Below are 26,986 nucleotides of genomic sequence, written 5' to 3' on the forward strand. Positions count from 1 at the left end.
ATCAAGCTTTTTTTTCTCCAGCATGACTGAAGTTATTTTTTGCAGCTGCAGCTCGAACGAGAATGGGTCCTCCATAACGAACCCCCATGCAGCAAATGAATGCTGCTTAGCCGCTCACCAGCATTTAATTGAATATGCCGAACATCAATAATCTTTATGTAGGCATAATTCCACATAAGCAAAAGATTACTTGGATCCATCTCTTACAAAGCTCCAAGCTCTAAAAAGTCTATTTATCCCAGAGCCAGCAGTAAATCATCTATTTTCCGATTATGCGAAAGCACGCCGTAATTCATCCAAGCCCAAAAATCAACCTCATATACTCGCTTAGCTTTCACTGCGGGATGGGTATTCCACGCTTCTGAGCTCAGCCAGTGTCTTTCGGCACCTCCGCTTTGCTCACGGTCAAATGTAATAAACAGATGTTCTGCATCGAGAGTGGATAACATATCCAAGCTCAATTTCATTCGGCGCTCATGCGAAGGCATTTGCTGTACTATTTGCGGCTGATTCAAGCCTAAACTATCGTATAGTAACGGGCCTGTGTACCCTTTATTAGGACCACCGTACAAATAAATAGCATTGGAGGCAAATCGAAGCACTGCAACTGTTTCTTTATCCAAAGCGTTTTTTAATTTTTGATGTGCAGTCGCTATTTTTTGTTCATGCTCGGCAATTACTTGCTGCGCTCTTTCTTTACGGCCAATAATAGAAGCGATCTGCAGCAACGTTTTCCGCCAATTTTCCGAGCTGCTAGGCAGCTTGTAGATAGGTGAGATTCTGCTGCATTGATCCAAATTCCACCTGTGATATCCCTCATCCAAAAATATAAATTGAGGCTTGTGCATGGAAAGCATCGACCAGTCTTTGCTGGATATATCGATCTGCGGCACATCATTCATTCCTAAATACTCTTGCCGCCCCCAATGTTTATGTGCACACTGTATAACCGGGGTCACCTCAAGGGCTACTAAATAATCCTCTAGAAACGGAGCGAAAAATCTGGTTTCCAGCGCATGGCCGGATCGGTATTGACCAGGCGTGACACCGACCTTTTGCTTGAATTTACGATTAAAATAATACTCATTGTTATAGCCGACAGAATGAGCGATTTGCTGCAGATTGTCATTCGTAGTCAGCAATAATTGCTGTGCTTTGTCTATACGGACTGCATTTAAAAATTCGATAGGAATTTGACCCGTCATTTCTTTAAATGTTTTTGTATACTGCCAACGATTGATCGCCGCACTCGCTGCCAGCTCAGATATTGTCAATGGTTGATCGTAATGCTCGCGCACATATGCGATCGTTTTCTGGATCACTTCACGAATATTGTAATCTTCCTTTTTAGCATGAAAGCTCTTTAAAATTTGGGTGAATAGAGCAAGAAACCGGGTTTGATTGTTTAATTGCTCTATTTCATTTTCGGCAAACTGATGCTCGTATAAAGTATCTGCTTGTATACGTGCGGCTGAAAAACTTTCACAGCCCGCAGCTACTCTTTTTACAGCTTCACTAAAAAGTTCGCTGCCATTCGCCCCAAAAGGCGCTTTGTGATCCATGAATATCGAAAAAGCGATCGTATAGTACTCCAATCCTTCTTTCTGCAACGTTATTTTATATTCACTGTTAGGAGGCAATAAGCAGCATATGCCGGCATGCAGTTCGTAAGCTTGGTTACCTGTATGCAGCTGACCGCATCCTTCTGCAATTAACAAGATCGAATAAACGGGCAGCTCCAGCCAGACAGATTGATTAGGCAGCTCTTTATTCCACTTTATACTCTCCCAAACAGGTATATATGAACAATGAGTAATTTTAGGCTTCAATAGAAATACCTCCTTCCTTTATTTTCATTTGATAATGATTATCAATATCTATAGTTAGTGTAAATGAAAAAGAGAAGCTTTTCAACGATTTATTGAAAGCTTCTCTAAATATTATTATACATGTGTATGCAGAGCGTTTATTTCTTGGAAAGCACGTCTACAATATCGTCAAGCTTTTTCATATTTGCTGTAATAGCTCCACTTTGCCAATGGGAACGCTCGAACTTATACACTTTATTATTTTTAAAGGCTGGCACCGAGTTCCATAGCGGACTATTTAACAGCTCGAAGGCTTCCTGGTTTTCAGGAGATTCCCAGCTTCCATTAGAGGGAAACACGATTATATGATCTGCATCTAGTTTGGCAAAGGCCTCTTCAGACAATATTTCTTGAAAGCTTTCCATATTTTTAGCAAGCGGATGAGGTTCAAGCCCAAATGTACTGTATATTTCACCGGCATACCGATTTTTCACACCGAACAATGCAATGGTATTGTCTCCTGTGTTGACACGAATTACGGCAAATGTTTCCCTGCCTTCCGTTTTATCAAACATCGCTTTCGCTTCGCTTACTTTGTCGGCATATTGCTTCAGCACGGCTTCGGCTTTTTCTGGTATAGATAAAACGTCGGCTACCGTTTTGAAAATATCTTCAGCGCTTTGCAATTTATTTTCAGGAATTCGATAAGTTGGCGCAATCAAGGAGTACTGCTCATAGTTGGCTTTGTCTACTACGCCATCAACGATAATAAGATCTGGCGAATAAGCAAGCAGCGCTTCAAGCGAGCCTGTTATATCAAAAAGCGGTGCATCCAGCTGCAAATATTCCTGTGTTCCCCAAGTGGGATGGTACCATTGTACGACTGGGGTTACATCTAATGCCTTCAAATAATCTTCCAAGTAAATTGCCGCCACCCTTTGTGGCTTAGCGGGAATTGTTACGCTGCCGAACTCATCTGTAACCTCTCTTGTCTCCGCTGTTGCTTCCGCTTCTTTGATTTTGTCGTCATCCGATTGTTTTTCAGTTGCTGGCGCATGCGAAGCCGGCTGCTGTACTGACTCATTTGTATTTTTGCTGCAAGCGGCCATCGTTATTAGCAGCAGCATCATTATAATCGCGGATGTAACTTTTACTGATTGAATCGTCATTTGTTTCTCTCTCCTATATGTTTTTATCACTGATACTCATTCTCAGTTGACAAGACATATAGTAGCTTACTCTAGCATGTGTAACAATACACTTTCTGGATCGCTTTTTTATACTTTTTCAAATACCGCAATTTCTCGCGACCAACGCTTCTTGCTGCAGTGTAATTAATGACATTAATGACATTAAGTTAATGACGTTAATTGTATATAGTTAATGGGATTAACTAACTACACTTCATTCTCCTGTACTGTTATAAATACTTGATACTTTTTACGGTATTGAGCAGGTGTGAGCTCGACCCCCTTTTTAAATACTCTCGTAAAATAGTTCGGATCATTCAAGCCGCACTTGGCTCCAATTTCTTTTAAGCTCAGCTCGGTATGCAACAACAGCCGTTTTGCCAGCTCTATTTGCACATGATGACGATACTGTATAGGGGTTAAGCCTGAATATTGCTTTAGACAGCGAGTAATGTAATCAAAATGATAGTGCAGCTCCTGCTCCATTTGCGACGAATTAAAGGGTCTAGTAATGCTTTGTTCGATGTAATGTGCCGCTTGCTCGCTTAAATAATAGGACCGGGAGTGAAGCCTTTCCCTAATGCCATTCTGAAGCTGGACAAGAAACTGATTGAATACAGCATACAGCTCAAAGGAATGCTGGCGTACAAGCGATGTATGAATTTCGACCATACGATCCAGCAATGGGATGAGCGGCCTTAGCTCAACAACGGAGTGCTTGGGCAAATGAAGGGTTGCCGTCTGCGCGGTCAATGTTTCATTATTGCCTGCAGCTAAAGGCTGAGGCCAGTTCATATGCTCGCTGGAGATGGTGCTTGCTTCCCGGTCATAAATAAAATGCAGCCAGTATACTTCGGACAATTCATCTGAAGCGCGGTAGCCGCGATGTATTTTATTGGGCTCTAGAATGAGTATGCTGCCCTTTGTCAGCTCGTAGCAAATATCGTCTTCCTCAATATAAATTGCGCCACTGACAACAATTAATAAATCATAGAGCTGAAATTTACGTTTGGCATGGATCGTTCCCGAATGCCACAAAGCATGGCCTACTGTTGCAAGCAGCGGCAGCGGCGGCACTTGAAATTCAATCACCTGCATAACTACACCTCCAAAAAAATCGATATTGTGCTATAAATAGTCGATATCGTTAGCTGTTGGCTTTATTTAATGATACTACAATAGTAGATATCAGCATACTATTGGAGGTAGATTCAATGCGTTTTCGCCAAGTTCATCTCGATTTTCATACTTCAGAGGCAATTGAAGGAATCGGCAGCTCTTTTTCTAAAAAACAATTTCAAGAAATGTTGATGCTGGGACGCGTAGATTCAATTACCGTTTTCGCGAAATGCCATCATGGCTGGGCCTATCATCCCAGCAAGGCAAATGACATGCATCCGCAGCTTGATTTCGATTTGCTTGGCGCCCAAATCGAAGCGGCGCACGAAATCAACGTCCTTACCCCCATTTATATCTCAGCAGGATTGGATGAGAAATTAGCTCGCCGCCGTCCGCAATGGCTCATTCGCGACCAACAGGAAAAATTAAATTGGGCGTCCGATTTCATGTCTGCCGGCTACCATCAATTTTGTATGAATACACCCTATTTGGATGTGCTTGTGGAGCAGGTAGCTGAAGTTGTCCGAAGCTATGATGCTGACGGTATTTTCCTCGATATCGTAGGCATTAGAAAATGCTATTGCCAATTCTGTGTAGCGAAAATTCGCGAGCGCGGATCCGATCCCCGCAATTTGGCTGATATGAAGCTGATGTGGGAAGAAACCTATCATACCTATACAAAGCGTATTAACGAAACTATTCATGGTATAAAAAGAAATCTACCTATCTTCCATAATAGCGGCCATATTACTAGAGGCCGGCGTGATCTCGCGCATAAAAATACGCATCTGGAGCTGGAATCGTTGCCGACAGGCGGCTGGGGGTATGACCACTTCCCGTTATCAGCCCGCTATGCACAAACGCTTGGCATGAATGTGCTCGGCATGACAGGCAAATTCCATGAATCCTGGGGTGAGTTTGGGGGCTATAAGCATCCGAATGCGCTTCGCTATGAAACAGCGCTCAGTCTCGCTAATGGATCAGGATGCTCCATTGGCGATCAGCTTCACCCTGCAGGTCTGATGGATAAGGCGACCTACTCTTTAATTGGAGCTGCATACAAAGAAGTAGAAGCCAAGGAGGCCTGGTGCACGGATACATCAGCCATTAGTGAAATTGCGCTGCTATCATTCGAAGCTATATCTTCTTTCACTCGTGCAGAGGGGCAGCGTGTTAATAAATATGCAGATGTCGGTGCGGCGCGCGTGCTGCTGGAAGGCCACTATCTATTTGATGTTATTGATATGGAAGCAGATTTCAGCCCATACAAAGTTATTATTTTGCCTGATGCAATTGTCAATTCCGATCTGCTTATGCAAAAAATAAATGCTTTCTTGGCAGGCGGCGGGAAGCTGCTTGCTTCAGGAAAGTCCGGCCTTGATGAAGAAGAAACAAGCTTTGCATGGGACTTTGGCGCCAATTGGAACGGAATGGCAGATTCCTGCCCTTCTTATTTCCTTCCAGAGTTTCCGCTTCAAGCATTGGAGCAAGCTTCCTTCGTCATGTATACAGAGGCACAGCATATAAGTCTTGCTGATGCCGGCATCGCTCACGGTACGAGAGAAGATTCCTATTTCAACCGTGATCTGTTTACATTCTGCTCACATCGTCATACGCCATCGACCTTGCAGCCAGCCGGCATAGGCATGTCAGAAGGCAAGGACGGCATCTACATCGCTTGGAATGTATTTGAGGAGTACGCGACCAAGGGCAGCTTGCATGTGAAGGAGATGGTCTGCTTTGCACTTGATCAGCTGCTGCCAAACAAGAAGCTCGTAACGAATCTGCCGGCGCAAGGCATAACGACACTGCAAGCCCAGCCGGCAGCTAACCGCTGGATAAACCATCTTCTCTATGCCGCACCCGTTAAGAGAGGACTTGATATCGAGGTAATTGAGGATTTGTTACCGCTGCGTAATATCGAAGTGGCAATCGAAGCACAGGAGCCTGTGCAAGAAGTTTATCTGGCTCCGCAGCTTGCTCCTCTTCCTTTTACCCAAGCGGATGGTATTGTTCGCTATACCGTTCCCGAATGGGCTTGTCATCAAATGATCGTGCTGCAGTTTTAGCTTAATTGCTTATTTTTAAAACAAAACGAGCTGAAGAGTCTTCTTCAGCTCGTTTTGTTCATTTTATTTAACGCTCACTGTCATTATCGACATAAGGACCTGTCGTTCGGCGGACTACAAGCTCAGGAAGCAAAATAACACGCTGCTTATTCAGCTTTTCCCCGCTTATTTGATGTACGAGCAGCTCGATGACCTTGCTGCCCATCTCACGGATCGGCTGTGCAATCGTAGTAAGCGGCGGGTCTACTATTGTTGCAAGAATCGTATTATCGAACCCGATGACGGACAATTGATCGGGAATGATGACGCCTCGCTCGCGTGCAGCTTGAACGGCTCCTATTGCAAGGAGATCGTTGCAGGCAAAAATGGCAGTCGGCGGATGCGGCTGGTCGAGCAGCGCCCCTGCTTCCCGCTTGCCACCATCAATCGTAAAGTCGCTAATTCGAATAAGCTGCTCATCATAGATGAGCTCATATTCCTCAATTGCAAGGCGGTAGCCGCGTACGCGCTCGCTGCTGCTCATAACCTTTAAATCCTCGGCAATGACGGCGATGCGCCGATGACCGCTGGCAAGCAAATGAGAGGCTGCCTGATAGCCGCCCATAAAATCATCAACAAGAACAGTATCGACGGCCAGCGTAGGCATGTCACGAGCTATAAGCGCGATCGGCATGCGTGCCTCCAGCATATCCTTCAATCGTTTGTCATTCCATGCGCCAGTTGCGAGCACGATACCGTCCACGCTTTTCTGCTGCAGCAGCGCAATATATTCGGCTTCCTTCTCCCATTTATTATCTGTGCTGCAAATGACTAGGTTATAGCCCAGCTCATGAGCGCGATCCTCCGCGCTTCGTGCTATTTCTGCAAAAAAAGGATTCGCTATATCAGGTATAAGCATACCGATCGTAAATGTATTTTTTCCGGTTAGCGCAGACGCCACAACACTCGGCTGATAGCCCATTTCGTCCATAATGGCTGTTACACGCCTGCGCGTCTCATCGCTTATGCGACCTGTATGATTCAAAACTTTAGAAACAGTGGCAATTGACACCCCTGCTTTTTGAGCGACATTATAAATAGTGGGCTTCATTGTTCAGTCCAGGTCCCTTCATGCTTTTACGTGCCATAAAACATAGTAGTTACATTTTAAACCAAAAAGTTTTGGCAGGCAATGAACAAGGCGCAGAAATCCGTGCTGTACTGAACTTCATCAAGAGCCACCTTTATATCGGAATCTTCAATCCACTGCCCGACAGTCACATTTTGCTTAAAAGGCGCTTGATTCGTCTCGGTATTTCTTCAGCCAGTTCATTCCATTCCATATATAGGCTGACGGGGATCCGATACGGTTGAAATTGCATGGATGGCTTAAATTTGAACGATTGTAAATAAGCGGCTGCCTTTTGATCGATTTCTTCATTAGTATTGTACGAGCCGGCTAATAGGTCCGGGACCATCAGGCCGCCCTTCCCTGCATTTTCATTTGTTTCCTGATATAAATTCGGAATCTTTCTAAGCTCATCCACTGATGATGCGAAGGCGTGCTTGCCAGGCTGTGAATAAATTTCGACATGCGTTCGTTGCTGTATATTCTGCCCGCCAGCCAGCAGCACATTGTTATAATCCCCATGATAGCTGGCTTCAGCGTATACGACCTCTCCCTCATGTCCGACATAAACCCAAAAATGCTCCAGCTCATACATATGCACAATATCGTAATCAAAATAAATGGCATACTCAATAACAAAGCTTACTTGAGAGGGATCAAACGTAATGTAACGCTTTAACATAGAAGGCGATTGGCACGCCTCCTTGATTATGGTGGCGCCGACCAAAACAGGGAAAAAAGGTTCCTTTTCATCAAAATAAATGATCGGACTGTATCGATCCAGCAGTTCTACGTCCATCTTCACACATTCCCTTCCTCGTTCGTTGGAATCTGCTCCTGCGACTTAATTACGAACGACCATCATCTTTTTTCGCGTATAAAACTCCACGCCATCTTTGCCGTTCGCATGCAAATCGCCATAGAATGATTTTTTATAGCCGGAAAAGGGGAAAAATGCCATGGGCGCCGGCACGCCTACATTAACGCCCAGCATCCCTGCATCGATATTTTCACGGAACTGGCGAATAGCTTGCGCGCTGTCGGTAAAAATACAGCTTCCATTAGCGAATTCGGATTGATTGGCGATAGCTATCGCTTCCTCCAACGACTCCGCTCTAACGATGGATAGCACAGGAGCAAATATTTCATCCTTCCAAATGGATGAGCCCGGCTTCACATGATCAAATATCGTTGGGCCTACAAAATAGCCCGCTCCGTTTGCTGCCTCGCATTGCCTGCCGTCAAGCAGCAGCTGAGCTCCCTCAGCTACTCCCTTCTCGATATAGCCCAAGGTGCGCGCTTTGTGAGAGTCGCGAATGACAGGACCAAGAAATACGCCTCTATCCATGCCGTTGCCGATTGCCAGCTGAGCAGCGGAAGCGACTAAGCGAGCAGTCAGCTCATCGGCAGCCGAACCGACCGCAACGACAACCGAGCAGGCCATGCAGCGTTCACCTGCAGAGCCAAAGGCGGCATTGACGATTTCTTTTACCGTCAGCTCCATATTAGCATCTGGAAGAACAAGGGTATGATTTTTGGCTCCGCCAAGTGCTTGCACACGCTTGCCCTGTGCCGCTGCAGATTTATATACATATTCAGCAACGGGCTGTGAGCCTACAAACGAAATAGCCGCGACCTTTGGATGCTCCAGCAGACGGTTGACTACGTCATGCGCTCCATGCACAATATTTAGCACACCATCAGGCAGACCCGCTTCCGCCATCAGCTCGGCAAGCCGATTCGCTAGCAGAGGCGTTCTTTCGGAAGGCTTCAGCACAAACGTATTGCCGCAAGCAATCGCCAGCGGAAACATCCAGCAAGGCACCATCATTGGGAAATTAAACGGCGTAATGCCTCCAACCACCCCTATCGGATAGCGGTACATTGCCGATTCAAGGCCGGTTGCAATATCGGGCAGGACGCTGCCCATCATAAGTGTGGGCGCTCCGGCAGCGAACTCTACACACTCTATGCCGCGCAGCACCTCGCCATAAGCTTCGGCGTAGCTTTTGCCATTTTCTTGTGTAATTAGTTTAGCAAGCGGGTCCCAATTATCGACTAATAGCTGCTGATATTTAAATAAAATACGGGCGCGGCGCGGAACAGCCGTCTTTTTCCAGCTTTCAAAAGCTGCCGAAGCTGCAGCGACTGCTTTATCTACGTCTTCCTGCGCAGATAGCGGCACTATGGCGATTGCTTCACCTGTTGCTGGGTTGGGGATAACATCCGCGCTGGAGGTGCTGGCATCTACCCACTGTCCTCCTATAAAATTTTGCAGCCTCAAAACAGAATTAGGTGCCGTCATAAGCTACCGCTCCATTCTCTTTATTGTCACGCAGCACTTGCTCGATTTGCTCAATCGTAGGCATAGCATCAGAACAGCTATGGCTTGCTACAACAATTGACGCTGCTGCACTGCCATACAGCTGGCATCGTTCTATCGGCCAGCCTTGCAACAAGCTGTAGATGAACGCGCCGGCAAAGGAATCGCCCGCTCCAAATGTCTTGACGACGTTGGCAGGAAATGTGCGCCCGCGTATAGCTTCACCGCCGCGCGTATAGGCAGTCGAGCCGTCACCGCCACGTTTAATGAGCACAAGCTTTGCATTTTTGGCTAGCCAATAACTTGCCGTTGCATCATCCTTGCCGCTGTAATCCTGCTTATTGTCCTCCATCAGATCGAACTCTTCTCTGCCGCCGAATATAATATCGCTTTGCTCTGCGACCAGCTTGCAGTACACAGATTTTTCGTCATCTGACTGCCAGCTGTACGGACGGTAATCGATATCAAATATAATAACTGCCCCATGCTTGCGAGCAAGCTCGATCGCTCGAAATACCGCTTCGCGGGACGGGCTCTTGGCAAGTGCCGTTCCTGATATAAGCAGTGATTTGGTTTTACTGATCAATTCCTCCTGGATATCAGCAGGCTCTAGCAGCAAATCGGCTGCATGATCACGATACATCATAATACTGCATTCCGCAGGGGATTTAATTTCTGTAAAAGCAAGTCCTGTCACACTTCCAGAATAATCCGTAATGACATTGGACGTATCAATATGCTGCCGATCCAAATAATTCGCGATAAATCTTCCATGCTGATCATTGGCTATTCTTCCAATAAAAGCAGTGCGCATGCCAAGCCGCGCCAGCGCGATTGTAATGTTGGCTGGCGAGCCGCCCACATATTTCGTAAAGGTCATCGTCTCCTCCATCGGACGATGAATTTCGTTGGCATTGAGATCGATGCATAAACGGCCAAGACCAATGAAGTCGATGCTTCGATCTACAGGAAAACGAATGTCATTTGTCGACATAATTTATAGCTCCTCTCTGTTCACTCAGGCTTTGGCGTACCGAATAACCATTCATGCTCGGGATCATTATGAAATCGCCATTGCCTGGCGGGGCCAGCCATCACATTTAAATAATAAACCTCATAGCCCGGCGGCGCAGATACCGGGTGGTAGCCGCGCGGGACAAGAACGGCATCGCCATTTCTCGGCACTAACGCTTCATCGAGTGTACGATCATCGGTATACACGCGCTGCATAGCAAATCCATGCTCGGGGTTCATTTTGTAATAATACGTTTCCTCTAATAAAGATTCTTGAGGCAGGTTGAGCTGATCATGTTTATGAGGCGGATAGCTGGACCAATGGCCTGCCGGTGTGAACACCTCTACAACTAATAAATGATCAGCGGGCTCAGTTTCCGGCAGTATATTATGAATCGTACGTTCCATGACGCCATGTCCTCGCTGAGAAACACCAACATCCTGCGGTCTAATTAATCTGGCCGGATAAGCTCCCTTGCCGGGAGCCGTGCAGATAGCAAGCTCCAATTTAGTTATAGCTTTGATTGCAACCGCATCATGCGGCGGAGCATAGACCGCATAGGGCGGCTTTTGCTCAAATACTGACATCCGCTCACCGATCGCTGTCCAGCTTTCTGTTTTCGTTGCTGCGTTTGCAACGCCCGTCAGCAGCACGATACAAACCTCTTTATTTTCGGTTTCAAAACAATAGGTTTGCCCGGCGTTCAATGTGATCACTTGAAATCCGACATACTCCCAGCCTGCACTCTCAGGAGTAATCGACAATACTAACCCGCCAGAGTCAGGCTTATTGCTGCTTGAGACGATGAGTTTAGACATGCTGCATCACCTCCAGCCTAACGGGAACGCCGTCACGAAGAGATTGGCGCGCAGCTTCCGCGATTCTCTCGGCCTGCAGCCCATCGAAACCGCTGACAGGAACAGGCGTTCCTTGCTGTATACTGCTGCAAAACTGAATAACCTCCTCGCGAAAGGCATCGCGATATCGCTCCAGAAAGAACAGCAGCGGCTTATCTCTATGCACGCCGTGCTCTGTCATGATTTCCGCACTGTTAGAAAAATCATTCGACACCGTTATACAGCCTTCCGAACCAAACACCTCTACTCGCTGATCATAACCATAAGCCGCTTTACGGCTATTATCGATAATGCCCAATGCGCCATTGGCGAAGGTGAGTGTTATGACGGCCGTATCGATATCCCCAAGCTCTTCAAAGACAGAGTCAACCAGTACGGCCCCCTTTGCATATACTTCAACGACTTCTGATGCCGCCAAGTATCTGGCCATATCGAAATCATGAATCGACATATCCATAAACAACCCCCCAGATGAACGGATATACGTCTCAGTCGGCGGATAAGGATCTCTTGATGTTATTTTAATCAAATGCGGCATGCCCGCCTGGCCTTGCTCCACCAGCTCTCGCACACGCTTGAAATTATGATCAAATCTTCGATTAAAGCCGACCTGCAGCTGAACGCCTGCTTTGTAGACCTCATTAAGCACCTCTTTAGTTGAAGCGGGATCAAAGCTAAGCGGCTTCTCGCAAAAAATATGCTTGCCTGCTTGCGCTGCTTTTCTAACAATTGGCAAATGGCTCTCTGTAGGGGAACACACAAACACCGCTTCTAATTCTTTATCAGCAAGCAATTGCTCATAATCTGTTGTAATGATTGCTACACCGAGGCTCCTTGCCCATTCTTGCCACCCTGCCTCTGGACTAATATCCGACACTGCTGCAATTTCAATTTGCGGCAGCTGCAGCATGTTTAGAATATGCAATCTGCCTATTCTGCCTGTTCCAATGACGCCGATCTTTAGTTTTTTCATAGGCTGGCCCCGCTTTCATGGAATAGATAAATATTGCTTAGCCAATTTCGCATATGCAACCGGATCGGCCCTTGCAGGATCCTGTTCGGCTTCAATAATGATCCAGCCGTCATATCCCCGTTCATTCAGCTCCTGCATGATAGGCACAAAATCAATGCATCCGTCCCCGGGCACAGTAAACAATCCTTCGATAACCGCGTCTGTAAAAGGAATCGCTTCCTCTTGCTTCCGCTGTCTTACATGCTTCCGCACATCCTTTAGATGAATATAAGCGATCCGATCATAATAGGTGTGCAGCAGCTCTAGCGGATCAATGCCGCCGTAATAGGCATGGCCGGAATCAAAAAGTAAATGAACAAGGGCAGGATCGGTCGAATCCATTAATCGCTGAATGGCTTGCGGCCCCTCTATAACCGTCTCCGCATGATAATGATAAACGAGCTTCATACCCAGCTGCTTACAATAGCGCCCCGCTTCATGCATGCCAAAAATAAGATGCTCCCATTCCTGTTCATCAAGCTCCAGCTGCCTGCTCCTCTCCTCTGTACGCGGGTCTGAAAAACCATACGATACCTCGCATACTACCGCATGCCGGCAGCCCATTTCATGAAGAAAGTCAGCATGGTTGCGAAAGGCAGCCAGCTCTTCTTCCAGCAGCTCAGGCTGGCTGAACATAACCGATTTCCACTGCGAGGTCAGCACCAGGCCATATTGGGCCAGCTTGCTCTTCAATTCTGCTGCGGGCTTCGGGAATTTGCGGCACATTTCTGTTCCTTTAAAGCCAAGCAGCGACATTTCCGACAATACTTGGTCACAGGTATAGTGGTCTCCGACTGAAAGGACATCTTCATTCACCCAATTAATCGCCGATATACCGAACTGGTAACGCATAACTCTTCTCCTTCCTTTCCATTAGAAGCTTTAGAAGCGTCTTGCAGATTCTAGTTTCTTTTGCAGCTTGCCATAAGCTTGCTGAACTTGATTATTTTCCGAAACCTCTGCAACACCTACATGCCACCACGAATCATAGCCGCTTGTTCCCGTGCCGGGCAGCACCTTAATATCTATTAAAGTACTTGTCGTCTCCAGCTTGGCAAGTTCAAGCGCTTCAGCTAGCTGGTCAGCAGTATGTGCAGTATAAGCCTTTGCACCTACGCTTCTCGCATAAGCAGCAAAGTCAATCGGCATATACGCTCCGCTTAATTGTTCCTGCTGGCGATAACGAAATTCATTGCCAAAGCTGCCGCTTCCATGATCTCGCTGCAAGTTATGAATACATTGAAAACCATGATTATCAAACAATAAGACCGTTATTTTTTTGTTCTCCTGCAAGCTTGTAACAAGCTCCGAATGCAGCATCAGATAGCTTCCATCACCGACAAGCGCATAAACCTCCCGATCAGGCTCGGCAAGCTTCACGCCAAAAGCGCCCGCCACCTCATAGCCCATACAAGAAAAGCCATATTCCATATGATAGGTTTTAGGTATTGAACAACGCCATAAGCGATGCAAATCTCCTGGCAGGCTGCCTGCTGCGCCTACAATGATATCTTCGCTGTTGATAAAGGAATTAATGATGCCCAGCGCTCTCGTTTGCGTGAGACCATCTTTATGCTCAAGCTCATATAATCGATCAACCTCAGCATGCCATTCCTCTTTCATTTGCAATAGCTTATTTGGCTTGTATTTGTTTTCATACCCGCTTTGATTAAGCGCTTTACCAAGCGCAATTAATCCTTCTTTGGCATCAGCAACAATCGGGCATGCTTGCCATTTCACAGCATCTGCTGCACCTATATTAATCGTAATCACGTCAGCATCCGAACGAAAGGCTGTTTTGGACTCTGTAGTGAAATCTGCTAGTCTCGTTCCTACTGCAATGACAGCATCCGCTTCATGCAGCAAACGATTAGCTGCAGCCGTGCCAGTAACGCCTACACCGCCAAAGGCGAGCGGATGCGTCCAGGGCATAGCACTCTTCCCTGCTTGCGTCTCCAGTACAGGGATGCCTGTCGCTTTTGCAAATTGCTGCAGTTCTTCTGCTGCGCCGGAATAATGAACACCGCCACCGCAAATAAGGACTGGCTTCTTCTTGCTGCTCAATAAGGCAGCAGCACGATGGACAGCGGACTGTGCTGCAGGACGCCGATCGGCCATATGCATGCGGTCAGCAAAAAAGTCCGCCGGGTAATCAAAAGCCTCACATTGCACATCTTGCGGCAAGCATAACGTTACTGCACCTGTATCTGCGGGATCGGCAAGCACCCGCATTGCTTGATTCAAAGCTGACATCAGCTGCTCAGGCCTCGTAATTCGGTCCCAATACCTGCTTACAGGTTTAAATGCATCATTGACACTTATTGAATAGTCCATAGGATGCTCAAGCTGCTGCAATACGGGATCTGGCTGTCTGGAAGCAAATACATCTCCGGGAAGCAGAAGCAGCGGTATACGATTAATGGTTGCTGTACCTGCTGCTGTTACCATATTTAGTGCGCCCGGACCTATGGAGGAGGTACAAGCAAACGCTTGCAATCGATTTTGTTGTTTGGCATAAGCAATTGCCGCATTTGCCATCCCCTGCTCATTCTTGCCTTGAATGAATGTAAAATCAGCGAGCTCGCCCTGCTGCTGCGCTTGTTCAAGTGCCTGCCCGATGCCTGTTACATTGCCATGTCCAAAAATCCCCATTATTCCTTTTAAAAACTTGTGCCGCTCGCCATCCCTAACCAAATATTGATGGTTCAAAAAGCGAATCAATGCTTGAGCCATTGTCAGTCGTACGGTGTCCAAAGTATTCCCTCCTTTTCAAATGATTAAGCGCTTACCCTACATAATAACTGCATGCTGCGAACTTCGCAATACTATATTTTCAAATGATTGTTATTTTACTGCCAGCAAGCAAACGATCAATAGGCATGGCATTACACGGCTACCATACGAATATCGTACATAGAAATTCTAGAGCCTCTCCATGGTTTTTCTTCGCTTTTCTATTTAAACTGTTATTATATAAAGCTTACAACTTTCGAGGTGATTTATATGAATATTATATCCAGCAAGCAAAGCAGTTCTCTTTGGAATCATACAGAGCTGTATGTTAAAAGATGCAGTAATAAACGCTCCTATCGAATCTATATTGCGGTTCCTGGCACTCCCCCGCCGCTAGCAGGTTATCCGGTCATCTACTTGCTAGACGCCAACTCCGTTTTTGGCACGATGACTGAAGCGATGCGCCTGCAATCACGCAGACCGGAGGTCACTGGAGTGCAGCCGTCCATAATTGTTGGAGTAGGGTACCCGTCTGCTGAACCATTTCCAGCTGAAAGACATTATGACTTTACGAAGACAACGCCTGACAATGAGCTTCCTCCGCATCCTGCAGGCGGTCAATGGCCTGAGCAAGGCGGAGCTGATGATTTTCTAAATTTTATCGAAGAAGAGCTTCAGCCTTATATTAGAAAAAACTATATGATAGATGGGATGCAGCAGACAATTTTCGGACATTCCTTGGGCGGGCTTTTTGTGCTCCACACACTGTTCAATAAACCTCATCTGTTCTCATGCTATATCGCAGGCAGTCCATCTATTCATTGGAACAAACATAGCTTGTCAGCTTCTGAGCAGCAATTTGCTAAGCGGATTCATCAAGCGCCGCTCCCCATCCGCTTGCTGATCGCAGTCGGCGAATTAGAACAATCCCATAAAAGCGGCATGTTCAGCAATGCCAAGCAGCTGGCAGCTCGGCTAGAGGTACAAAGTGAGCATGGCCTGCACGTTAAATATAAGGAATTTTCAGGAGAAGGCCACATTTCAATCTTGCCTTCGCTTATTAGCAGGGCCATTCGCTTCCCATTGGAAAGTACAGATTTTCGATAAGTTATCATTAGTGGCGATAGAGATCTCGCTATTGTTGAGCGAGCACTAACGGGCCTGCGCTAACTGTATTTCCTCAGGCAGTTGAAAAAGTATAAAATGGAGTATGGACATATGTTTGCAGGTAGTAGCTAAGTACATTTTGTGCATTTAGATTCATTGAACTACCCTTTATTTCGCGAAATGAGCCAAACTAAAAGTAGTTTTTCCCTTTAGAATCATAAAAAAGCCAAATTTCTTAAAACTAAGTACAAGAAATCAGCGTGTTGAAAAAGCTCCGCAGCAGCTTAATAGCCCGGATAACGGACCTAAAGTAGTCAACGGGAAGCCGTCGATTCGTTGTAGCATCCTTTTAGAATTGTGACGGAACTGAGAGGCTCTATTTAGCAATAAAAAGGGGGTTTAAATCTGTAACGGAACTGTGGTGAGCTATATGTCATCTTTCCCCGTTTAGGTAGTGAATTTGAGTAAATAAGGTTTCTCAGTTCCTTTAGATTTTAGAATAAGCTGATTTCCGTACAATAGCGTGTCTCAGTTCCGTTAGCTTTTTCAACGGCCTGAAGAATTGCATTTAGCTTTAGTTTCGGCTTGGTTGCCCACAATGACAGTCCCACCTAAATGCGATAGATCTTCACTTCATTCGTTTTGGTATACTAGCATTTCTAAAAATTCATCCCTCGTCTTTAAGGGTTCACACAGTAAACAAACCTCCCCCAAGACTAGCAGCCAGCCTGTCTTAAGGGGAGGTTTGTAACATTTATGCGGTGCGTCCTTTTTTTCGATAAAGCAATAATATGAAATAAGGCACTCCAATGATCGCTATAACGATGCCGACCGCCAGCTCGGCTGGGGCAAAGACCGTTTTGCCTATATAATCCGCTGTTACGACTAGAAGTGCGCCTATTAACGCACATACCGGTATCATCCGCTTATGCTTATGGCCTGTCAGACGCCTGGCGATATGCGGAGCTATTAACCCGATAAAGCCAATGCCGCCAGCTACCGATACACAAGCACTGACTAGCCCGATGCAGCACAGCAGCAGGAGCGCCTTCTCTTTCTCCACAGCAACTCCCAAATTTCTTGTCGTCGTGTCATCGAGCGTGAACACATCTAAAATGGAAGACTTGTAGTATATAACGGGAACAAGAATAACGATCCACGGCAATACGGATATAATGTACTTCCAGTTAGCGTTATAAATGCTGCCAGCACTCCATACGGTAGCCATTTCAAAGTCATTCGCATTCATTTTAAGACTGATGTACAAAGAAATAGCTCCCATTCCAGAAGCAATCGCAATACCAGTGAGCAAAAAGCGCTGCGATTCCAGCCTGCCGTTTTGCCAGGAGAACAGATAAATTAACAGAGCAGCGAGCAATCCGCCTACCATGCCAAAAAGCGGCATCATCATCGCCGTCCCTGTTCCGATACCTTTTACTTGTCCTTGGAAGAAAAATAAGAAAATAACGATAGCAGCTCCTGCACCAGCATTAATTCCTAGCACGCCTGGATCTGCCAGGCCATTACCCGTCGTGCTCTGTAAAACAGCACCAGCAATGCCTAGCCCGGAGCCAACAAGCAAAGCAATAATAATGCGCGGCAGCCGGAATTGAAGCACGACCAAATTTTGATCATCATCCGAGTTCAGATGCAGCAAGCTTTTCATGATATCCATAACTGATATATTAAAGCTTCCGCTAGTAAGACTTAAATAAATAGCCAGCACAAGCAGCATAAGCAGCACCAGCATTAGCAAGGCAAATTGTGAATAGGAATGTTTTTTAAGCAGCCTTTTCAACCTTTCCGCCTCCCTTCCTACGAATCAAATATAGAAAGAAAGGTACGCCAATGACCGCAGTTACAACACCGATCGGCGTTTCAAACGGATAATTGATAAATCGGCTCAACACATCGCAAAAAGCAAGAAATACAGCTCCTATTACTGCTGAGCATGGAATAATTTTTCGATAATCAGCACCTGTTAAAAATTTGGCTATATGAGGAATAATTAACCCGACAAAACCAATTTTTCCTGCAAGCGCTACGGAAAGTCCCGTCAGTATTACCACATTTATGGTCGCCAAAAGCTTGATCATGACCGTTTTTTGACCTAATCCCGCTGCAACGTCCTCTCCCAACGATAATAGTGTAATGGATTTAGACAGAACCATAGCCAATATGAACCCTATGATAGCAAATGGAATAGCAAGCTTAATCAGAGTCGGATCTATTTGATGTAAGCGGGCGTTATACCAAAAGCTTACATTTTGCGAGATTTGGAAATACATAGCCAGTGCAGCTGAAATACTGCTTAGAAAGGTTCCGATAATCGTTCCTAATATAGCCAGCCGTACAGGTGACAGCCCGCCAGGAATCAATGAGGCCAGCCCGAATACAATGACAACGCTAAATGCAGAACCAAGGAAGGAATAGCCGACCATGCCAAGTGAGGATGTGCCCGGAAGCACGATCATACAAACTGTAATTGCAAAAGCCGAGCCGTCCGATACGCCCATAATGGAAGGGGATGCAAGATAATTTCTTGTCATCCCCTGCATTAATGCCCCTGATATCGCTAAAAATGCGCCGATTAATAATGAACCTATTGCTCGTGGCAGCCTGGAATGCTTAATTATTTGATGGTTCACATTGTCTGGATCGAAATAACTTTACATGCGAAATGCTGCATTTCTTCGTTCGCAGCAGTTCAAATGCTTTTCTCGTGTTTTCAACCATGTGCCTTTGGATATTCGTCTTATAGATTCCTTCGGCTGTCCCTACATACATATAAATCTTTTGATCGGGCGAATATTGGTCAGCTTTACCCATAAACGGCATAAACCCTTCATACCAAAAGGAAGCTGATATGGCTCCAATAGCGCCAAATACTTGTGGATACAAATATGCTGCGTAAATAGAGATAAGACCGCCTAACGAGGCACCCATTATAGCTGTGCCTGTAAAAGAGGAGTCCGTATTGTATTCGGCATCGATATATGGCTTTAAATCATGAACGATAAAGCTTAAGTACCGGTCCCCTTTCCCGCCAAAGTCGTTAAATCTCTCTGTCAGAGCCGGAGCAGGCCAAGGTGTGTAATCATCATTGCGCTGCGCAGATTCAATGCCTACTAAAATGACTTCCTTCAGCTTGCTTTCTGACATCCATTGTTCCATTGTGTCTAGGCTGTTCGTTCCAGCGCAGAATAGATCACAGCCGTCCTGAACATAGACAACGGGAAAAGCGCTCCAGCTTTCCTTATAGCTCGGAGGCGTATAAATCCACAGCCTTCTGTCCATAAAGATTTGTTCGCTTACATTTCCCCTCAACATGTGCCCCTTCTTCCACCCTCCAAATAAAAAATGAGAACAATCAACTATAATGATAATCATTCTCAATAAATTATAAGCGAACATGGATTGTAGTAACATGGACTATTTACGGTTTTCGTTTGCAGTATCTCCATACAGCAGCTTTAATAGATCATCTATCATGCGATCGCAAGCATATGCTGAATATTCACGCCAAGGATCTGATAAAATTTCATACATTTGATTTTTTCTTACCGCTTTCAAATTAGCCCACTGCGGAAGTGATTGAAAAGTCTGCCAATGCTCAAGCGTTTCCGTTTCCTGACAAATATTAAGCAAAATATGATCAGGATCGCTAAGCGCCAATTGCTCTATCGTTACGTTACGATTGAAGCTGCAGCATTCCAAATGCTCTGCTTCGTTCAGCTGCAATTCTTCGTATATGAGCTCTCTCATTCCTCTAGTATGGCAGTAATAGCAGCTATTTTTATACATGCTCAAAACAAGCACGGTTTCCTTCTGCAGCTTTTGCTTTAATAATTGTCTCGCATGCTGCAGCTTCTGCTCATAATGCTCCAGCCAACGCCGTGCCTCCTGCTGTGCCCCTGCCTGCTCAGCTACCCAAAGCAGCTGCTCGCGCCAATTGCCAGATTGAACAGAAAGAGCTGCTACCGGTGCTATGCTCTCCAGCCGCTGCTTCTCCTCCGCATGAAGATGCTCTTCACTGCAAATGATCAGATCCGGCTTGTTAGCAGCCAATATGGACAAATTAGATTCCCAATCCAGATTATAGCGATAAGCGCTTAATTGCACCGGGATTTCCGATCGGTAACGTTTATAATAATAAGCTGTCCATTTTGGGTGCAGCGGTGCGGCAAATGGCAATATATCCAGTACGAGCAAATAACCGGCAATGGACGAATCATAAGCCGCAATTTTAGTTTTTCTTTTTTGCACATAAAATGCAGGAGAGACGCCTACCTGCTTCTTGAACATACGGCTGAAATAAAACTCATCATTATAGCCTACCTGATGCGCAATTTCGCGCAGTTTGGCACTAGATTGCGCCATCAGCTTTTTTGCCTGTTTAATTCTAATTTCTGTTACATATTCGATAGCGCTTTTTCCATACGCTTTTTTAAACAGCTCCACATAATATTTAGAACTTACCTCCGCCATATGCGCAAGCTGGTCTATTGTAATTGGCTCATAATAATTGCATTCCAAATAAGCTTTTGTTTTTTCAAGCGCGGAGCGCGTATCCGTCAAAGGCTTGCTGCCCGAGCACTTGAACATCTGATACAGCAGCTCATGGAACAACGATTGCGCATGAAATCTTTCTGCCGTCGACTCATGATGATGACAAGCATTTATTTGCTCGCACAATGGCAGCAGCTGTGTGCATGTATGCATTGCTATTTGGTCTTTCCACTCCAGCTTTTCGTATTGATTATCCGTCATTCCGTAATCAAATCTAAATAAATACAGCTCCTGCTGAAGAAACGCTGCTCACCTTGGCTTAGGAAACCGTTTCTCACTGAGATATAAACACAATATAAGTCTTCAAATTTTAATAACGATGATTTTTTTCAAAAAAAGCTCCTGCTCGATCTTATTATCGAGCAAGAGCCTCCTTCTACAAAATGAATAATGGCGAATTATTTATATTGCGAGGTTGTAAGTGGAATAAATACGGAGCCTTCTTTGGAAATATCGCCATAAACATATAATTCCTCTACTCCGCCAATATTCACTTCAATCGTTGTCAAGCCATCCTCTGCTTTAATAAGCTCTACTTCTTTCAATATAATATCTTTTTTAGAATCTTTAATGGTGAATTTTTCAATATCGGAGCCAATTGCTGCAACTTGCAGCTGCAATGTTTGATACTGTTTCTTTGGATACAGCATAAAGCTGCTGCTGCGGTTTCCAGTAGCGTTATCAAAAAAGACCTCTTTGTAATCCTTGCCCTTATAGGTAGTAAAGGCCGGGTCTTTAGTATGATACATATCTTTGAAGCCAACAGATAAAGCAGTGCCTTCGATTTTCTCTCCAAAAATAACGGTTCGTGTAGCTTGATCATAATCAACGGCTACCCCTAACGCATCTGCGACCGCTCTAACTGGAACGTAGTTGGCATTTTGATACAAAATGGGTACGATTGCATTGCCATTAACATCCTTCAGCTGCACTGGAGCCCCATCCACTTTAACTTTCACGTCGGGATTCAAGTACGCTTTTATTTCTTGCAGCTTGGTAGCAGCATAAGCACCTGTCCCCATACTCGCCAAAATCGTTACGCCTAAAACGGCGGCCATCGTTTTTTTCTTCAAAATATCCTCTCTCCTTCTAAATATATAAAAATGTATGCGTACTATTATATATATGGAAAGAGTTACTATACAAGTTAAGAAAGTACTATTTGGAGAGATTTAACAATAAATTTGCATGCAAATTTAAAATAGGCTCATTTATAATATTTTTTATGCTGTAGCTTCTGTTTTTTGCCGGACATAGACGGTCTGATTCTGATTTACCGCCTCTTCATGAGCAGCTCCAGTAAGCTCGAAAGGCAGACATAATGGAACGCCGGTGCGGGGATCTGGAATAATATCAGCTTCAATACCGAACACGGTTCGCAAAACGTCCTTCGTCATAACAACCTCTGGCGTCCCCTCGCTAATTAGCGTGCCATTTTTAATGGCAACCATATGCTGCGCAAAGCGGGTAGCGTGATTAAGATCATGAACAACCATCACAATCGTGCGTTTTTGCTCTTGGTTAAGCTGCTGCAGCAGCTTCAGCACCTCCAGCTGATGAGCCATATCCAAATAAGTAGTAGGTTCATCCAAGAAAAGCATGTTTGTGCCTTGCGCCAACGCCATCGCGATCCACGCCCGCTGACGCTGCCCTCCTGACAGCTGATCAACCGGACGATCATAGAAATCACCCATGCCGGTTACTTCTATCGCCCACTCGATCATCTTTTTATCCTCAGCTGTTAAAGAGCCGAAGCCCTTCTGATGCGGAAAGCGCCCATACCCGACTAGCTCAGAGACAGTAAGCCCATCCGGCGCAGTCGGATTTTGCGGCAGTATAGCGAGCTGTTTCGCTACTTCCTTGGTCGGTTGGCTATGAATCGATTTGCCATCAAGAAACACAGTTCCGCCTAGCGGCTTCATCATGCGGGCCATCGCTTTAAGAATCGTTGATTTCCCAGAACCATTCGCGCCGACAAGCGCTGTAATCTTTCCTTCCGGAATAGATAAGTTTAAATTGCTTACGATCAGCCGCTCCGAATAACCGATATCGAGCCTTTCTGTATAAATTCTCTTCATAACTTCTCACTCCTCTTTATGTAGATTCTTTATAATGTTTGAACAATAATAGCTTCCATTTCCTCACACTATATGTTGAGAAGGATTATCAATATCAATGTTAATATATCAAATCCGAAGAAGCTTCGCAACCCTAAAATTAATTGGACATCTGTACAATAGCTTGAAGACTCACTTGTTTTCATGAATAGCATTAGTAATACATGGTAACAATATGACTCAATTATAGTAAAAAATACTTTACGTATGGGGTAATCTGCATGATCAAAACAACTGGAAAAATTAGCTTCATACAACTTTTCATGGTCATCATGCTTTTTAACGGCTTACTCAGTCATGTAATCGTCAACCCGATTTTGCTTGAGGCTTCAAGAAGAGATGCATGGCTATCTGTTCTATTTGCTACTCTTTTATTTCTTCCATGGTGTGCTTTGCTTGTGTACATTATGAACAAATCAGGGAGACAAAAAATACAGCCTTGGCTCGCCGAGAAAACCTCTCCATTACTTTCTTGGCTTATACTGGCTCCAATTATTGCACAGCTATACTTAATTGGCGGTATGACCATTATTCAAACAACTCTGTGGACGGTATCTAATTACTTGCCGGCTACACCTCAATATGTGCTCATTCTCACTCTTCTCCTCGTAAGTCATTTTGCTGCCAGAAACGGCATACGTACAATTGCTATAGGAGCAGGCATATTGCTGCCAATCGTGGTTTGTCTCGGTTACTATGTTTCCTTTGCTAATATGCCGAATAAAGACTGGTTTTTATTGCTGCCTATGATGGAAGATGGCTGGGGGCGTGTTTTAAATGGCATGGTCTATATTGGCGGCGCCTTTATCGAACTGTCTCTGGTGCTTCTTCTTCAGCATCGCTTGTCTAAAAAGGTTAAAGTATGGCAAATGCTCTTGCTTGGCCTCGTTCTTGCCTATATTACACTCGGACCGGTAGTGGGTGCCATAACAGAATTCGGCCCTGATGAATCAGCTAAGCAAATGGTGTCTCCCTATGAACAGTGGAGGCTTGTAAAACTGGGTTCGTATATTGAGCATGTTGACTTTTTTTCTGTTTTTCAGTGGATCGCTGGGGCATCGGTGCGAATTAGTTTGGCTCAATTTTTATTGTATGATTTGATTGCTTTTAAAAAGCCAAAATCCCGCAACCGCTTTTTAGGTGTCATTACACTCAGCTATTTAGTTATCACGCTTTACATAAGCCGAAAACATACGTTTTATTTGGATTTATTTGAAAAGTATCTCGTTATCACTTTAATTATCACTTTGATACTAAGTGCAATATTGACTGTCATTGCTCTGTTTAGCAAATCTTCCAAGGAGGTGCAAAAATGAGTCAACAAGCTGATCTAGCCTCAGTCTGGACCGAGCAATCGCTTCGAGATATGTTCAGTAAAGCTTCTGATGTCAACATACGCTCCTTTCATTATAAGCATGAAGAAATAAGTTTCAGTATCATACTCGTTTTCTCGGAAGGGCTTTGCGATAGCTGGCAAATTATAGAGACTGTGCTTCCAGAATTAAATCAGCAGTTTCTAGAGGACAATTTCGAAGCACTGTTAGATGAGCAATCGATCGGTCCCTTGCCGCTTAAACGAATCGAAGCGAAGCAAGCCAAGGAAGACATGATAGATGCTATATTTGATGGCGATCTTGTGCTGGTTTTTCTAGAGTACAATTCTGTTTACAAGCTAAATATGAGCAATCGGCCAAAACGCTCCCCTGAAGAATCCAGTACAGAAATATCGATCAAAGGGCCCAAGGATGGCTTTGTTGAAGATATAACGACAAATATTGCGCTTATTAGAAAAAGAATCCGCAGCACCTCCTTATGCTGTGAATCATTTGTACTTGGCACACGAACAAAGACGAAAATTGGCTTACTATACTTCGACGATATTTTATCGCCAAAAATATTAGAAGAGGTACGAGAGCGCTTGAATAACATAGATGTCGATGGCATTTACAGCATAAACCAATTAGAGGATGAAATCGTCGATGTGAAATATCCTCTCTTTCCTTTGCTTGATACTACTGGCAGACCAGATTTCGTTGTGAGCGGCTTGCTGGCAGGCCGATTTGCCATCATTGTGGACGGCAACCCTCAGGCGCTAATCGGACCAGCTACATTCGGGCTGATACTAAAATCACCGGAGGATATGCATTTCAGCTTTCAATATGTATCTTTTGCCCGGATTATTCGAATAATCAGTTTTGTGTTGGCGCTGCTGCTTCCCGGGTTATGGGTCGCACTAACCGCTTTTCATCAGGACCAGATCCCTTTTCAATTTATGGCAACCATCGCCGTGTCGCGGCAAGGGCTTCCTCTGTCAGCCCAGATGGAAATGTTTGTCCTGCTCTTGCTGCTGGAAATATTCAGAGAAGCTGGCGTCCGCTTGCCAAGCTCGATCGGGCAGACGCTAACCGTAATCGGCGCTCTCGTTATCGGAGATGCTGCTATTAGGGCCGGTCTCGTGTCCCCTTCCGTAGTAGTCGTAGGATCGATTACAGCCGTAATGGGCGTAACGCTTGTCAATCAAACGCTTAGCACAATGGTCAGCGTTATACGCTTCACTCTGTTTCTTATATCATCCATTATCGGCATGTACGGCTTAATACTGGGCATTGTTTTGCTGATGTTTTATATGTCAAAAATTCATTCTTTTGGCGTACCTTATTTATCCCCTTTGTCGCCTCCCAATGTGGGAGATATATTAAGGGGGTACTTGAGAGCACCCTGGAACAAAATACGCTACCGCCCAAAAGCGCTGCATCCGATTGATCCCGATCATCAAGGGGAGGAAAAGGAATGAGAAAGAAAAGGTTACTTCTGCTGTTCTTGAACCTCTTCATTCTGTTATCGCTAACCTCCTGCTGGAATTCAAAGGATATTCAAAATATGGCTTATGTCACAGCTATCGGGTTCGATTATGCGGATAATCAATATACGACCTACGTGCAGGTACTAAATTTCTCAAACGTTGCTAAAGGCGAGGCTAATGCCATGGGTAAAAATGTTCCCAATTGGATTGGCAAAGGGACAGGCACTACAGTGACGGAGTCGTTCAACAGTATTTATGCTACCTCTCAATTAAGACTTTTTTGGGGACATGTAAAAGCGATCGTTTTAAGCGAACGCTTTTTAAAAGATATTGATCAAGTAGCTGAAACCTATGACATGGTCAATCGTTATCGTGAAATTCGCTATAACATACTGCTATATGGCACTACCGAATCGATGATCGATATCTTTTCACAAAAATCAAATTTGAATATAACACCTATCGAATCGCTGCTTGCGCAGCCGTCGCAAATATATTCTCAACGTTCCTATATACTGCCAGTATACGGCTACAAATTAATAGCAAGTCTGAATGAACCGTCAGGATTAGGCATTCTCCCTGCTTTATCGATTGACCACAACAACTGGTTTGAGGATAAAAAAGGAACGTCGATGTTTAGAATCAACGGCGCCTACTTTTACAATGAAAAAAAATATAGCGGGTACATGACAGCAAAACAGCTGGAGGGCTTCCGCTGGATGCAGCACAAGCTGGAACGCTCGCCAATCAACATCCCTGATGATAAAGATCCCGCAGCAGCAATTGTGCTGCAGAAACCAAAAACTAAAATCCATCATTACGAAAAAGACGGAAAAGTTAATTTTGATATAAAAATTTCCTTGCTGGCTTATGTCGACGAATTGATCAGAAATGAAACGAAAGAAAATATCGAGAAGCAGGCAGGCGAGGTTATAGCGAATCAAATTAGAGCGTCATTCGAAAAGGGAGTCGAGATTAAGGCAGACGTGTTAGAGCTCGGTTCGCGACTTTATCGAATGGACAATACGCTCTGGGAGAAACAGCACAGCAAAAACACATTTTTTCTTACGAAAGAATCACTTCGAAACGTTGAAGTAAAAGTAACCTTAATCCATTCAGGCAAATATAAGCTTAAAGTGGAGTAACTGTAACCGTG

The 26,986-nt window shown here is 44.9% G+C and carries 21 protein-coding genes and 1 pseudogene; 5 read left to right on the top strand and 17 right to left on the bottom strand.

The features are described from left to right. Positions 1-233 precede the first annotated feature (233 nt). From V1L65_RS05760 to V1L65_RS05770, 3 genes are all read right to left on the bottom strand, one after another. A complete protein-coding gene (locus tag V1L65_RS05760) occupies positions 234-1,829 on the bottom strand; it encodes a helix-turn-helix domain-containing protein (RefSeq protein ID WP_331698132.1) in 1,596 nt (531 codons plus the stop codon). A gap of 137 nt (positions 1,830-1,966) precedes the next feature. After that, a complete protein-coding gene (locus V1L65_RS05765; RefSeq protein WP_331698134.1) occupies positions 1,967-2,977 on the bottom strand; it encodes an ABC transporter substrate-binding protein in 1,011 nt (336 codons plus the stop codon). A gap of 228 nt (positions 2,978-3,205) precedes the next feature. Further along, positions 3,206-4,096, bottom strand: coding sequence for a helix-turn-helix transcriptional regulator (locus V1L65_RS05770; RefSeq protein WP_331698135.1), 891 nt, complete (start codon positions 4,094-4,096; stop codon positions 3,206-3,208). Between the two features lie 116 nt (positions 4,097-4,212). Here V1L65_RS05770 and V1L65_RS05775 point away from each other — a divergent pair, with 116 nt between their 5' ends. Further along, positions 4,213-6,186 carry an alpha-amylase family protein gene (locus tag V1L65_RS05775; RefSeq protein ID WP_331698136.1) on the top strand — a complete coding sequence of 658 codons (1,974 nt, stop codon included), beginning with the start codon at positions 4,213-4,215 and terminating at the stop codon, positions 6,184-6,186. A 67-nt stretch (positions 6,187-6,253) separates the two neighbouring features. Here V1L65_RS05775 and V1L65_RS05780 read toward each other — a convergent pair whose 3' ends face one another. The 8 genes from V1L65_RS05780 to iolD all read right to left on the bottom strand — a co-directional run bounded on the left by V1L65_RS05780 (position 6,254) and on the right by iolD (position 15,255). Then, a complete protein-coding gene (locus tag V1L65_RS05780) occupies positions 6,254-7,276 on the bottom strand; it encodes a LacI family DNA-binding transcriptional regulator (RefSeq protein ID WP_331698137.1) in 1,023 nt (340 codons plus the stop codon). A gap of 166 nt (positions 7,277-7,442) precedes the next feature. After that, on the bottom strand, positions 7,443-8,099 hold the full coding sequence (locus V1L65_RS05785) for a hypothetical protein (protein WP_331698138.1): 657 nt from the start codon (positions 8,097-8,099) through the stop codon (positions 7,443-7,445). 39 nt (positions 8,100-8,138) lie between these two features. Then, positions 8,139-9,599: a CoA-acylating methylmalonate-semialdehyde dehydrogenase gene (locus tag V1L65_RS05790; protein WP_331698139.1), complete on the bottom strand. Its 1,461-nt coding sequence runs from the start codon at positions 9,597-9,599 to the stop codon at positions 8,139-8,141. After that, positions 9,586-10,611, bottom strand: coding sequence for a 5-dehydro-2-deoxygluconokinase (iolC, locus tag V1L65_RS05795; RefSeq protein WP_331698140.1), 1,026 nt, complete (start codon positions 10,609-10,611; stop codon positions 9,586-9,588). The genes V1L65_RS05790 and iolC overlap by 14 nt, the downstream gene beginning before the upstream one ends. 20 nt (positions 10,612-10,631) lie before the next feature. After that, positions 10,632-11,450, bottom strand: coding sequence for a 5-deoxy-glucuronate isomerase (iolB, locus tag V1L65_RS05800; protein ID WP_331698141.1), 819 nt, complete (start codon positions 11,448-11,450; stop codon positions 10,632-10,634). Further along, a complete protein-coding gene (gene iolG, locus V1L65_RS05805) occupies positions 11,443-12,462 on the bottom strand; it encodes an inositol 2-dehydrogenase (RefSeq protein ID WP_331698142.1) in 1,020 nt (339 codons plus the stop codon). The genes iolB and iolG overlap by 8 nt, the downstream gene beginning before the upstream one ends. 15 nt (positions 12,463-12,477) lie before the next feature. Further along, complete coding sequence (iolE, locus tag V1L65_RS05810) at positions 12,478-13,353, bottom strand: myo-inosose-2 dehydratase (protein WP_331698143.1); 876 nt, start codon at positions 13,351-13,353, stop codon at positions 12,478-12,480. Positions 13,354-13,383: 30 nt separating this feature from the next. Then, positions 13,384-15,255, bottom strand: coding sequence for a 3D-(3,5/4)-trihydroxycyclohexane-1,2-dione acylhydrolase (decyclizing) (gene iolD, locus V1L65_RS05815; RefSeq protein WP_331698144.1), 1,872 nt, complete (start codon positions 15,253-15,255; stop codon positions 13,384-13,386). A 249-nt stretch (positions 15,256-15,504) separates the two neighbouring features. Here iolD and V1L65_RS05820 point away from each other — a divergent pair, with 249 nt between their 5' ends. Beyond that, entirely contained in the window at positions 15,505-16,341 is an 837-nt protein-coding gene (locus tag V1L65_RS05820) for an alpha/beta hydrolase (RefSeq protein WP_331698145.1), read from the top strand. 754 nt (positions 16,342-17,095) lie between these two features. Here the strand turns inward: V1L65_RS05820 and V1L65_RS05825 are convergent. From V1L65_RS05825 to V1L65_RS05850, 6 genes and pseudogenes are all read right to left on the bottom strand, one after another. Then, complete coding sequence (locus tag V1L65_RS05825; protein ID WP_331698347.1) at positions 17,096-18,091, bottom strand: FecCD family ABC transporter permease; 996 nt, start codon at positions 18,089-18,091, stop codon at positions 17,096-17,098. 31 nt (positions 18,092-18,122) lie between these two features. Then, positions 18,123-19,007 (bottom strand): annotated as a pseudogene (locus V1L65_RS05830) (FecCD family ABC transporter permease); the annotation flags it as partial. After that, on the bottom strand, positions 18,970-19,770 hold the full coding sequence (locus V1L65_RS05835; protein ID WP_331698146.1) for an alpha/beta hydrolase: 801 nt from the start codon (positions 19,768-19,770) through the stop codon (positions 18,970-18,972). The pseudogene V1L65_RS05830 and the gene V1L65_RS05835, both read right to left, overlap by 38 nt. Positions 19,771-19,773: 3 nt before the next feature. Next, positions 19,774-21,111: an ABC transporter substrate-binding protein gene (locus V1L65_RS05840; RefSeq protein ID WP_331698147.1), complete on the bottom strand. Its 1,338-nt coding sequence runs from the start codon at positions 21,109-21,111 to the stop codon at positions 19,774-19,776. 197 nt (positions 21,112-21,308) lie between these two features. Next, complete coding sequence (locus V1L65_RS05845) at positions 21,309-21,983, bottom strand: stalk domain-containing protein (RefSeq protein ID WP_331698148.1); 675 nt, start codon at positions 21,981-21,983, stop codon at positions 21,309-21,311. A gap of 150 nt (positions 21,984-22,133) precedes the next feature. After that, positions 22,134-22,988 carry an ABC transporter ATP-binding protein gene (locus V1L65_RS05850; RefSeq protein ID WP_331698149.1) on the bottom strand — a complete coding sequence of 285 codons (855 nt, stop codon included), beginning with the start codon at positions 22,986-22,988 and terminating at the stop codon, positions 22,134-22,136. A 260-nt stretch (positions 22,989-23,248) separates the two neighbouring features. Here V1L65_RS05850 and V1L65_RS05855 point away from each other — a divergent pair, with 260 nt between their 5' ends. From V1L65_RS05855 to V1L65_RS05865, 3 genes are read left to right on the top strand one after another with little or no spacing between them, the layout of a single operon-like run. Continuing rightward, on the top strand, positions 23,249-24,343 hold the full coding sequence (locus V1L65_RS05855) for a GerAB/ArcD/ProY family transporter (protein ID WP_331698150.1): 1,095 nt from the start codon (positions 23,249-23,251) through the stop codon (positions 24,341-24,343). Next, positions 24,340-25,821, top strand: a complete 1,482-nt coding sequence (locus V1L65_RS05860; RefSeq protein ID WP_331698151.1) for a spore germination protein — start codon at positions 24,340-24,342, stop codon at positions 25,819-25,821. The genes V1L65_RS05855 and V1L65_RS05860 overlap by 4 nt, the downstream gene beginning before the upstream one ends. After that, positions 25,818-26,975, top strand: coding sequence for a Ger(x)C family spore germination protein (locus V1L65_RS05865; RefSeq protein ID WP_331698152.1), 1,158 nt, complete (start codon positions 25,818-25,820; stop codon positions 26,973-26,975). Before V1L65_RS05860 ends, V1L65_RS05865 begins: the two co-directional genes overlap by 4 nt. Positions 26,976-26,986: the final 11 nt, after the last annotated feature.

The organism is Paenibacillus sp. IITD108 (genome assembly GCF_036541265.1).
Taxonomy (GTDB): domain Bacteria; phylum Bacillota; class Bacilli; order Paenibacillales; family Paenibacillaceae; genus Pristimantibacillus.